Origin of the sequence: Spiroplasma melliferum KC3, assembly GCF_000236085.2 — a bacterium.
In the GTDB taxonomy this organism is placed as follows: Bacteria; Bacillota_I; Bacilli_A; order Mycoplasmatales; family Mycoplasmataceae; genus Spiroplasma; species Spiroplasma melliferum.
In genome coordinates this window covers 504819-517653 of sequence record NZ_AGBZ02000001.1, presented here as the reverse complement: position 1 = coordinate 517653, position 12835 = coordinate 504819, and the positions used below count along the sequence as shown (strand labels likewise).

Annotated in this window: 9 protein-coding genes; all 9 read right to left on the bottom strand. The window is 27.9% G+C overall.

Going from position 1 to position 12835, the window contains the following annotated elements; genetic code table 4:
- Positions 1-32: 32 nt before the first annotated feature.
- The 9 genes from SPM_RS02510 to SPM_RS02470 all read right to left on the bottom strand — a co-directional run bounded on the left by SPM_RS02510 (position 33) and on the right by SPM_RS02470 (position 12805).
- Entirely contained in the window at positions 33-947 is a 915-nt protein-coding gene (locus SPM_RS02510; RefSeq protein ID WP_004028063.1) for an ABC transporter permease, read from the bottom strand.
- Positions 947-3106, bottom strand: coding sequence for an ABC transporter permease subunit (locus SPM_RS02505; RefSeq protein WP_004028062.1), 2160 nt, complete (start codon positions 3104-3106; stop codon positions 947-949). Before SPM_RS02505 ends, SPM_RS02510 begins: the two co-directional genes overlap by 1 nt.
- Entirely contained in the window at positions 3090-4655 is a 1566-nt protein-coding gene (locus SPM_RS02500) for an ABC transporter ATP-binding protein (RefSeq protein WP_004028061.1), read from the bottom strand. Before SPM_RS02500 ends, SPM_RS02505 begins: the two co-directional genes overlap by 17 nt.
- 18 nt (positions 4656-4673) lie before the next feature.
- Positions 4674-6077, bottom strand: a complete 1404-nt coding sequence (locus SPM_RS02495; RefSeq protein ID WP_004028060.1) for a type 1 periplasmic-binding domain-containing protein — start codon at positions 6075-6077, stop codon at positions 4674-4676.
- 270 nt (positions 6078-6347) lie between these two features.
- Complete coding sequence (locus SPM_RS02490; RefSeq protein WP_004028059.1) at positions 6348-9308, bottom strand: ABC transporter permease; 2961 nt, start codon at positions 9306-9308, stop codon at positions 6348-6350.
- Positions 9309-9327: 19 nt separating this feature from the next.
- Entirely contained in the window at positions 9328-10332 is a 1005-nt protein-coding gene (locus SPM_RS02485) for a hypothetical protein (RefSeq protein ID WP_004028058.1), read from the bottom strand.
- Positions 10333-10450: 118 nt separating this feature from the next.
- Positions 10451-10810 (bottom strand): hypothetical protein, encoded by a 360-nt coding sequence (locus SPM_RS02480; RefSeq protein ID WP_004028057.1) that lies wholly within the window; start codon positions 10808-10810, stop codon positions 10451-10453.
- A gap of 11 nt (positions 10811-10821) precedes the next feature.
- On the bottom strand, positions 10822-11361 hold the full coding sequence (locus SPM_RS02475) for an L-threonylcarbamoyladenylate synthase (RefSeq protein WP_004028056.1): 540 nt from the start codon (positions 11359-11361) through the stop codon (positions 10822-10824).
- A 22-nt stretch (positions 11362-11383) separates the two neighbouring features.
- Positions 11384-12805 carry a hypothetical protein gene (locus tag SPM_RS02470; RefSeq protein WP_004028055.1) on the bottom strand — a complete coding sequence of 474 codons (1422 nt, stop codon included), beginning with the start codon at positions 12803-12805 and terminating at the stop codon, positions 11384-11386.
- Between the last annotated feature and the right edge of the window lie 30 nt (positions 12806-12835).

Below are 12835 nucleotides of genomic sequence, written 5' to 3'. Positions count from 1 at the left end.
ATGTAAATAAAAACAACCAATATCGGTTGTTTTTATCGTAATGATTTATCAAATGGGATTCCGGATGCTTTTGGTACTTTCGAATATTTCGAGAAAATGACCATTGTTACTAATGCAAAGACAAATGGTAAAATTTTTAATAATTGATTTGATGGATCCGCAATATTTCAACCAGCAAAACGTCATAATGTTCCTGCTAAAGCAATTAAAAAACTAAATAAAACTGCTCCCAATGTAATATATTGAATTCTTCATTGTCCAAAAATCATAATTGCCAAAGCAATATATCCTTGTCCTTGAACATCACCACGAAATTGTCCAGAAACATAATGGGTAAACATTGCCCCTGCTAGTCCTGCTAAACATCCAGAAATAATAACTGCCTTATATCTTGTTTTAATTACATTAATTCCCGCTGCATCAACTGCATTAGGATTCTCACCACATCCAACATAACGTAAACCTGTTTTTGTAAATCTAAAGAAAACAAAGGTAAAAACTGCTAAAGCAATTGCAATAATTAAGAAAATATTAATAATTTGATATGAATCAATCCCAATTGTACTAAAGCCTGTTTTAATCATATTTCCAGCTGCTAAGGATGGAATACTAACAAAAAATAATCCAATTCCAGTTGCTAATAAATTTAACGCCGTTCCAGAAATTACTTGTTGTGCTTTTAAAGTAATTGAAGCAAAACCATGTAATAAGGCAAAGGTTCCACCACAAATTGCGGCAATTAATAAAGCAATAATCTGCATTCCATTACCATATTGTGATAATACTTTTCCAAGCAACGCATAGACTAACGCACCAACGATCATCATTCCGTCAATAGCAATATTAACAACTCCTGCTCGTTCTGAATACAAACCCGCCATTGCGGCAATTAATAATACGGCAAAAAGAACTGACCCATTAGCAAATAATTGTGAAACTGCTTCCATTATTTTTTTCCTCCTTTTTGCACTTGATAAGTGGCATTTTGACGATGATATTCTGCTTTTAAAATTTTATTATCTTCTGAAACAACTTTTCTAATATGTTTTAATTTTTGATTTAATTCATTTTTTCACTGTGGCATCTTTGTTTTATGTTTTTTACGCATAACTTGATATTCAATATTAAATTGTTGTTTCATCTCTTTTAATTGCAGTTTTAAATTTTGTTTTAACAGTGCCACTTCTTGTTGAACCTTAACATCTCCTTTTATTTGACGATTAATCACTCTTAATTCCCGTTTAATTTTTTTCTTGCTTTGATAATTTGTTATTCTAAATTGATACATTTCATGACGTTGTTGACGCTTTAATGCTTTAATTTCTTGATTTAATTTTTTAGTAATCATTGCTTCTTTTTTTTGCAATGTTTTAAAATCATTTAAATATTTTTGTTGAATTTGATTAAAAACAGGATAATAACTTTCACGCAATTTTTTAATAGCTTCCTCTTGCTTTAGCACTAAGTCAGCATATTGTGACTGTAAATGTGCTAATTTAGCATACAATTCTTTTTTTGGCAAATTATAAAACTGTGATAATTCTTGTTTTGCTTGTCCTTTTACTTTCCATACTGCTTGATAATAATTATTTTTTAAAAAACTAATTTCTTGTTTTTTTAATAAATATTCATTTTTTACTTGTACAAAATGATCTAATGCCGAGCCAAGGGCAATAAATGTTGCTAATTTATATTTTGTTTTAAGACCACGTTGTCCAATTTTTGTTGCTTCTTTATATTTTAAATTTTCAAAAAAACGAATTTCTGTTTTTAAAGTGGTAATTTTTCCAGCATATAAAGTCAATTGATCATTAATTTCATTCCGATATGCTTTAATTTCTTCTTTAGTTCCTTGTTTTTTTAATTCTTGCATTTTAATTCGATACATTTTATTTGTATTCTTAATTTGTTTTTGATAATCCTTTATTTGTGCTTGATATTTATTATATTCTTGCTTTCATTCTCCATTGTGTTGAATATTTCATCAACGACGCAATCAAAAGATTGGTTTAAAATAAATAAATAAAGTAGAAATTGCAGTCATATAAATAATAATTCCAAAAATCAATTGACCCATCTGTTTTGACATTTGAAAATCAGGTAATTGCGTTGCTTGCAAAGCAGCTGTTTTAATAATTCCTCATAGTAAAGCAATTGGTAAAATAGCAAACCCATTTGTAAAAGCAACTAATGCAACAGCAATTGCATCAAATCCAACAACTGGTAATGCATCTGTTGTAAATTGTAATACTGTTGATTGCGTCATATAATATAACATTCCTAAAACGCCCGCTAAAGCACCTGATAGTGCCATTGAAACAATAGTATATGCTTTGACATTTGTTCCAGCATATAAAGAAGCATTTTTTGATTTTCCAACTGCTTTAATTCGAAACCCTAAAACAGTATAATTCATAATAAAAACAATTATTCCTAATAGTAACATTGCAATAATAAACGGAATAATTCACAGTTGTCCATTCAATACTAAATTAAAATTTGGGGCTGTTGTCACAATATCAATTGTTGAATTTTGATTTGAATTTCACATCCCATGCGCTGGATTCATAAACATTCATTTCATAACATATCAAACAATTCAATTTAGCATAATTGTTGAAACAACTTCATGAATATTAAAATAAGCTTTTAATGCTCCTGCAATTGTTGCTAACGCTGCACCAGCAATAATTGAAATAAATAATGCTCCAATTACACCAGCACCTTGACTAATTGCTGGGTTTTTTAAACCTAAAACAATCGTCATACTACCCGCTAATAACATTTGACCAGGAACACCGATATTAAATAGTCCGGCTTTAAAACCAACCGCAACAGCTAATCCTGCAACAATATAAATTGCTCAATAAGTTAATGTTGAATCTTTTAATAATGGGTGAAAAGCTAACCGAAAAACATAACTAAAAAATAATAATGGATCTGATGCATTTGCACCGATAATAATAAAACTAAGAAGAACTCCTGCAATAATTGCACAAATAGATGCTTTAAAATAATTCATTTTAGTTTTAAATTCATTTGAGCGAAAGAAAATTCTTGTTTTTTGTTTTAATAATCACCCATAATTTTTAATTTGTGTTTGCATTAATTTTTATTCCTTTCTTTTGATATCTTCCTGCCATCATTAAACCAATTTCCTCACGTTTAACTTTATTGCCAGCAACTTCACCAGTAATGCGTCCATTATGTAAAACAACAATGCGATCTGCTAAACTCATAATTTCTTCTAATTCATATGAAACTAATAAGACTGCTTTCCCCTGTGCTTTTTCTTCTAAAATTTTATTATGAATATATTCAATTGCCCCAACATCTAAGCCTCTTGTTGGTTGGACAACAACTAAAATATTATGTTGCCGTGATAACTCTCGCCCAATAATTAATTTTTGCTGATTACCTCCTGATAAACTACGTGTAACAGCAAATCCAGAATTTGCACCTCGCACGTCATATTTATTAACAATTTGTTGAGCATATAACTGAATTGCTCCTTTATCTAATAAACCACAATTTGAAAATGGCTTTTGATTAATATTTTGTAAAACAACATTATCAATTGCATTAAATTCTAAGATTAAGCCATATTTATGACGATCCTCAGGAATATGGGACATTCCATTTTGATAGCGCTCATAAATACTTTTTTTGGTTACATTAATATCATTAAAAATTATTTCCCCCGAGGTTCCTTTTTCTAATCCGGTTAAGACATTCACTAATTCGGTCTGTCCATTTCCTTCTACTCCAGCAATTGCAACAATTTCTCCCGCATGAACGGTTAAATTAAAATCATCTAAAGCCATCAAACGCGTTAGACCTTTTTTCTTCACTGATAAGTTTTCAATTCTTAATAAAACATCTTCTTGTGGTGCTTGCCCTGAATTTTTAATTTCAACTAAATTACGTCCAACCATTGCTTCAGCAATTTCTTTTTCATTTTTATCTTGCACATTAAAAGTTTCAACAACTTTTCCACGCCGAATAACCGTTGCTCGATCAGCAATTTTTTTCACCTCATCTAATTTATGGGAGATAAAAATAATCGTTTTCCCATCTTTTTTTAAATCTAGCATAATATTCAATAAACCTTCAATTTCTTGTGGGGTTAGCACAGCTGTTGGTTCATCAAAAACTAAAATATCTGCTCCACGGTACAAAATTTTTAAAATTTCAACCCGTTGTTGCATTCCAACTGAAATGTTTGCAATTTTTGAACCAAAATCAACTTGCAAATTATATTTAATTGCAATTTGAGCAATATCACGGGCTTCTTTTGAACGATCTAAAAATACTTTCCCTTTTAGCTGTTCATATCCTAACGTAATGTTATCAAGTACAGTAAAAATATCAACTAATTTAAAATGTTGATGAACCATACCAATCCCTAATTGATTTGCTTTAATAGGATTATTAATATATTCTGGTTTTCCATTAATAAGGATTTCTCCTTTTGTTGGTTCATACAAACCAAATAAAATACTCATTAATGTTGATTTTCCTGCTCCATTTTCTCCAATTAAAGCATGAATTTCACCTTTTTTAACTTTTAAGGTAATATCATCATTTGCAATTAAATCACCAAAAACCTTAGTAATATTATTCATTTCAATTACATATTCATTATTATTTTTCATATATTATGTCCTTTCCTTCTATTGCAAAGCAGCCTCAATTGCATCTAAAATATAAGCTTTCAATGTATCACTATTTTGATATGTATTTAATAATGTTGTTGTAAATACTTTCGCTGCAACAGGAGGGATATCACCAATTCCTCGTGAATAAACATCTTGTAATACTTTAATGATCTTATCAAATGCTGTATCCTTTGTTAAATCATCAGTTTTATTATGAATAAAGTTAACAGTATTTTCATTAATTGACTTTGTTGTTTCAATCCCTGTTCAAGTTGGATGTTGTACTGATGATTGGTCAGTATTAATTCAACATTCCGATGTTACTTTATTATTATCTCAAGTATTACTATTAGATTGATAACCACATTTATCCGAATAAATATTTTGTAGAGCTTCTTGGGTTGAAGTTACAATTTCTTTTAAAGCACTTGTTACAATTATGTCTTCTCCATAAATTTTAGATTGTTCTGTATCCACACCAATAACTTTAGCTGGTGATTTATTATATTTAATTCGGCCAATAGTATCTTGGGTTTGTGGACCTGCAACAGGGAAAATAATGCTTGCTCTGCGAGAAAGTAATTCATCTGAAATATCTTTCCCATGTCCAACTTCAAATGATTGTGAAAATCATGATTCATTATTTTTTATAACATTTTGTACTTTTTCAATTTTTTGTAAAGCAGTTATTGCTGGATTCATTTTTTGAACTTGTGCTAAAATATCTGCTCTAATTTTAAATAAGTTTGGAAAATTGTTGTTACTAATGATTGTATTAAAAACATCAGCAGCTACTAAAAAACCTCACATATAATTTGAAACAGCACCAGGATTATCCATTCCACCATATGTAGATATTTTTAAACCCGAAGGATATTTACTTTGATTAGCATTTAATCATAATGCTGCTGCAATTCCCGCAAAAAAACCAGAGGATTCAGCTTCATAACTTATTCCAACAACATTTGTTGCTAAGGGTTTTTTGGGGTCCATTCCTAAATGAATATTTTGACTACTTCCATCAATATAAATTAAATTATCAGCTAATTCAGCGCCTCATCCAATTGTATTACCATGAACAAAACCTGGTAAAATTAATGTTTTTGCTCCGGCAATATATGCTGTTAAATAAGCTGTTTTAAAGTCAGATGGTGTTTGACTTGCTGGTTCATAATAACTAGCTCGATAACGACTTGTTTTTCACTTTGATGGTAAAATTTCTTTATCTTTTTGTGAAACAACATATTTACTTGCTCCATCTCATGCTGATTCATTAAACGATGCATCGGTCACAATACCAGCATCGGTAATAACTCAAATATTACTATCGAAATAATATTTTTTGGCACATGCAACAAGAAAAAGACTCGAACCATTTAGCAAAGTTGCTGCTACAAAAACACTGAGCAATTTTCTCATTGTTTATTTCCTCCCATTTACTATTAATTATTAATAAATTATATTTTTTAATTAATTATTATTCGGCAATTGAATATTTCCTTTCATACTTAAATTATTATGTTTAATGCCCTAACAATGCAATATCTCATTGCTAATTTATTTTTAACATATTTTTAAACGAATGAAAAGAAAAACTACTTTCTAAATAAAAAAAGTTAAATTTAATTAACCTAAATTTAACTTTTTTAATAAAATTATTTACAATGTTAATCAACAAAATAATAATTTTTATTTGTTATTTTTTTTACAAAATGGACAATTTGTTTCAAAAGGAATATCTTGTTTAGTATATTTGGAAATATTATGTAAATTAAGGTGATTATAGTCAGCAAATTGATTATTATTTACACTTATTTCTTCTTGAGATGAACTACCATTTTTAGTTCGATAATAATTACCTAAGCCATATGAACTTTCACTAGAATTAGCAACTCCATATGTGTTAGAATATCCTTTTTTATTATATAAATTATAACGTGTTGATACTAAATTAATATCACTAATTTGAGGATAAAATTGATCAATCGGTACAACATCATGATGTTTAATATGTTTTTTAGTTTCAACATCTTTAATTTTTTTTGCAAAATCAGCTGATTTTGTTTCTAATGATTCTACTTTTAAAGTTAAAGTTTTTAAGTGCTCTTGTACTTCTCCTAATGTTTTTGTGTGTGCTGTATGCAAGTTAATTGAATCTTTAATTAATTCTTCAATTTTTTCAAAACGACATTCAAAATCATTTGGCATAACTTGTTGTAATGGTGGTGCTTGTTCCTTTAATGCTGGTTCTTCTGCAAACACTGTTTCTTTAATAGGTTCTGGTTTTTGCTGATTAAAGTATTCAATTACTTCATCATCCAAATTTGAAAAATCACCATTCATAATTTTATCATCTAATTCATCTAAACTATATGACACTTCTTCTTTTAAAATTGGTTTAATTTCTAATTGTAGCGTTTCATTTATTTCACTTGAGACAACATCATGCAATAATTGACTTTGATGAGTTTCTTCTTTATTTTCATTTGATTCATCTGTCTTAACTTCTAATTGATTTGTTGCTTCAGCATTTGTTGTAAGTATTTCTGCAAGTGTACTATCTTCTGTTTTTGTTAAAATAGTATTTTCTTTTTCATTCATTGGAATATTAAATATATCTGTTGCCATATTGTTTGCTTCTGCTGTATCTAGTGGATCAGGAGTTAATTCTAAATTAATTGCATCAGTTTTTAACTCATGTTCTGGTTTTATTTCATCTTCAACTAACTCTGCCAAATTGTTTTCTAGTTGTTCTTCTGTCTGTTGCTCAGCTGATAGTTCTGAAAGGTCATTGTTTTCAGAAGGTTTTATTTCATCATCATAATTATTTTCATTTACAACTGAATTAATTTCATCATTATGCTCGACTTGTGAATCATCTAACCCTACTAGTTCAGCAAAAGGATAATCATAATTATCTGAAACATTATCTGTCTTTGATTCTTCATCATCTGATGTTTTAATATCAGGTAATAATTCTCCTTTTAATTTATCAATATTATGGTCAGATGGAATAAAAATAATTCCTGTACGTTGTATTTCTTGGTTTTCTAGTTTAATATTGTTGTTCATAATTTCTATCTCTTTTTTTGTTTTATCATTATCTACAACATTATTAAAAGTATTAATTTCTAAACTAATATTTTCTGATGATTCATTAAACTTCTCATCAATATTAATGTTGTCATTCAAGACATTATCAATTACATTACTATCTGTTGCTAAAATTTGGTCATTAAGAAAATCAACTGTGGCTTGTGAATTATTACTAAATATTTCAGCAATACGCATTAATTTTAATTCATGCTCTGGTCCTAACTTCAATTTTTTTACTAATCCATTTGCTTGTTTAGCAAGGACATTATAAATTTTAGCTTTCTTTTTAATAAATTTAGGTTTTACTTCTGCTATTTCTACTTCTTCTTCTACCATTTGTTTGATATTAAGAGCCTGTTGCTGCATTTCACTTCATTTATTATAAAGTCTCTTTTCTTTTCTTGTCATTGTTTTGTCTGCTGCTCATGATGAATTTAAAAATTCATCATCTAAAAAAGAAAAATTTAGTTTTTCATCTTCTGATTCATTAAAATCATTATTTTCGTTTACAGCCGTTTTATCAACAAAACCTTTAATATCAGCATTGAACTTATAATCATCATTTGATTTGGTATCCAAGAATGGAAGAGGGATTTCCGCAACTGTTTCACCTTGCGAGTCATCATCATTTGATGAATTTTGCTCTTCTAATTGTTCTAATTCCAATTTTGATGTTTCCTGTTGCTCAACTTCATTAACAACTGGTGGTTTTGATAATTCTTTAGATTCGTTTTGCTTTAAATTAGTTTCCGTTGTATTTAATTTTGTTTCAAAAACCGCTGGTTTTGGTGGATTTGTCATAGTTTGTGTCATATCATTAATTAAATTTGCTAATTCATGTTCATCAACATCATTTTTATCAGAATTAAATAAATTATTTAATTCATTTGATGAAAAAAATGAATTTGATTTTTGATGAGATAATTTTTTACTATCATCCTCTCTTACGTAATCATTGTTTTTGAAATTTCTTTCGGTTTCTCCGATCCCTGCGATAGTCGCGTCAACTCCCAAAGTTGCGCTTCCATGATACTTTCCCTCTTTATTTACCTCTCTTTCAAGTTTTTTATCTTGGTGGTAAATAACAATCATATTTCGTTCTTCAACAAAATTTTGTAAAGACTCAACATCAAATAATGATGATTCAATGAATAATAAACCAATAAACATTAATGCTGCTAATATTAATACTGCTACTTTCCCATAAATTAGTGCTGCAATAATTAATGTAACAAAGATCATTTTAATATATGGTTTTGCAATTAATTGCCCTTTTTTAACACGATGCAGTTGAACTGATACTAATGTAATAACCAATAATGCAACAAAAATTGTTAAAGCAATAATTGTATATCCTCAAATATCTCCTGTTAAATAACTTAAAATTTGTTCTTGTTTAAAAATTGATTTTTGGAAAATATCATTCATTGAATTTAAAATTGATGGAAGCGCAACAGATTGAATTACCAAAAGGTTTAAAATAGCAATAAAAATTTGAACTATCGCTCCAATTATCATTAGGCTTCACCCTAATGTTACTAAAAACACAAACATTTTAATTATCCTCCTCTATTTACTTTCCACCGCGCATAGCTCAATAATCAAAGCCAATCGTTTCATCATCCTCATCTTCTGTTTCAACAGAAACAGAAGCAAAATCTGACATTGGATGATAAGAATCAACTGCTTCTTTTGTTGGTTCTTTAGTAACGACATTATCATCCTCATTTTTAATAATATATCGTTTGTTATAAACACTAACTTCATGCGCAACCAATTGGTCTGTTGCATAATTGCCATACATTTGTTTAACATAAGTTTCAATTAAAAGTGGATTTAATCCAGCAATAAATTTAAACTGTAAAATTCCTTTAAAAATAGCTTGTACTAGACTAAATATTTGTTTAAATTTGACATATCCCACTAAATCAATATTATTAAAAATTACTACAATATTTTCTGTAATGTCATAAGCACGTAGAATTTCTTCAAATTCTCTTCTAATATATTCTAATGGATCATCAAATTCTAACTCATTAACAATTACAATTGAATTCGAATCATTAACTTGTTCTAACGATTCACTTTGTTTTAAAGTTCGTGCAAATAGTTTAACACGATCTCATAAAACTTTTTTATCTTCTAAATTAACTTTCGGTAGTCCTTTAATAATTTTTTTAAGTAGAAATAAAAATGGTGAAGCATATAACTCAATACGTAATAAATCAATATTAACAAGCGGCATTGAAAAAAATGAAGTAGCAATTTCAGACATTGAATCACAATTTCCTTTGTCCATAACTGCTAAGAAAAACTGCATTTCGTTATTTTTTTCTTTAAATATTTTCATTAAATCACGAATAATTTCAAAACTTGATAATGTAATTCCATCAATCTTAAGTTCATTAGTTTTAATATTATGATTATTATTCTTTAGAGAATCTCCTGTTAGTTCCCCATCTTCATTGTTGCCTTGTAATAAATTTATGTTTCGATCATTGCTTTTCATATTTATTGTATTTGTTTCATCAGTATTTAATTTTAAATTTTTCATTCTTTCGAATGGATTGATGTACATCGTGTAGTCCTCCTGCCTCATTTCTTTATAGTTAAATTATATCATATTTCCAAAAAAAACTTATAAAAAAAATTGCATTATGAAATGCAATTTGGTATGATATTATCCTTTTCTAAAATTAACCATTGCGTTCTTTCTTTAAATCAGCAAGTTCTTGTTCTAATCGTTTAATTCTTTCTTCTTTGCTTTCTGATGGTGGATTGCTACCATCATCATCTTTTTTACGATAGTCCCTCATTAGTTTTCTTGCCCCAATTCAAAGATTATCTTTATTCATAAAAAGGAAATGCCCCATAAAGTAGCCAATAACTCAAACACCTAAAAATAAAATTGTAATTAAAAAAGCAACCGTATACTTTTCATGATTGATAACAAATAAAACAGTAAAAATACATGTTAACAAGATTAAAATACATAAAACAACAAGATTAACAATTCGATATCATGATCATTTTTTTTTATTTATTTTTTTTGCCATTTTTTATCTCCTTATCTAATAAATTCTTTCGTTAAAGAATTATAAATCTTTGAAGGACGATTATCTAAATAACCAGCGTCAACAATAATATCAACATTAAATTTTTGAAGATCATTAAATTCTTTAGCATAATTCTGACCGCTAATATTTACACTTGTCCCATAAATTGGTCCAACCTTATTAATAATTTTTTTTAATCATTTTGACTTTGTAATTCTAATCCCAATTGTATTATCTTCTGTAATGTTATAAAGCTTATTAATATCATCTTTTATGTTACCTATTATAGTAATAGTTTCATTCTTTTTAAAAAGTTTTAAATCTTCACGCGGCAAGTCAATAAAATTCTTTGCCATTCGAACTGAACTAACAATAACTGATAAATACATTTTTTCTGATCGACCTTTAACTTTAAAAATTCTTGCTTTTGCTACTGGTGAACTAATAATACATGTCATTCCATAAATAGTATCTGTTGGAACAATAATCACTTTTTCTGCTAAATAACTAGCAATAATTTCTTTGCGATCTTTTACAGTATATACTTTCATATATAATTAGCCTCCTTTCTTATTAACCTTTTGAATTTGATTTAATTTGTTCATTGCTAATATGATTACTTTTAATTTTTGAAATATGTGAAAGAGCAATAATTGATAAAACAGTAATGAAAGCAGATAATAAAATACCACTTGCTAATAATTCATTTCCTTGTAATCAAAAGTAATCCAAATGTGTTGTTTTAAAAAGTGGTTTCATTACCGTTTCTTTAAAATTCTCGCTTTGACTGTTTCAATAATCAACTGCTTTTGTTAATTCATATTGAGAAACCAGAAACATTACTAGTGAAGTTCCAGTTACAATTAAAAAACTAACATAAAAACTAATAAAACCCTTTTTAGTTAAATTTGGTTTTTTCAACATCACAAAAGTAAAAGCAAATAACATTGAAATAATTAAAGCAGAAGAAATAATTGGCACAACACTAATAAAAATTCCTGACCCTGGCATATTCATTGTCATATTAAAATAATCAATATTTGGCTTATCCAAAATACTACTTGTATCTGGAATAATAGCGTTAATTGTTAATTGCGGATAGAAATAAGAAAATAAAAAAAATCGGTTTGCATCAGTAAAACTACTGCCAATAATAATTGTATAAACAAATTGTGGAATAAAAACTATACTTGAAAAAAAAACGACTCATAGTGAAATATTAAATTCATTTGGAATTAAATATAAACTAATAAACTTTTTAAGACGGCTTTGATTAAATGTATCTTTTAAAACAAATAATTCTTCTTTTTTAGTTAGATTAATATTATCATTTAATAATCATTCTAATTTAAAACCAACTTTTAACATAATAAAAATAATAAAAATCATCTGTAATCCTGTAATTCATCAAATAGCATTAAGACCAATTCAAGTTAATGGATACTTATTGTTTGTTCCAGGTCCCGTAGCTAAGTTAATTAATGCGTTAACAATTGCTTCTCGATTTGGAATATCTGGATGAATCATATCTTGAATATTTTTAACAAACTCAGGCCCAGTATAACCGCCTCTTAAAGAACGACATCACTCTGTAAATAAATCATAATAATATTCTGCAAGTGAAAATAATAAACAAGCACTAAATAAAAAAGAGATAATAAAAACTGTTCCAATTAGCAACATTCTATTATTAAAATTAATTGTTCGTTTTTGGTGATGCATGTAAAAAACACTACTAATAATGGCACCTGCTAATGTTCCTAACGCAATATATGGCAAACCAAAGATTAAAAACTCATTTGGTAAATCAGGTGTTGTAAATGTTGCTAAAACATCCTTAGGTACTGTTGCAATAAAATGAAAGTATTTTTTTAAAAGTTGATCACTATGTGATACATACATAAAAGTAAAATATGGGACCATGATAAATAAAACTAGTAAAAAAGCAATACTAATAATGCGAGTTCTTTTAATATTTTTAAGTTTATCTTCCATATCTGCACCTCACACTTAAGTTTCTTTTAT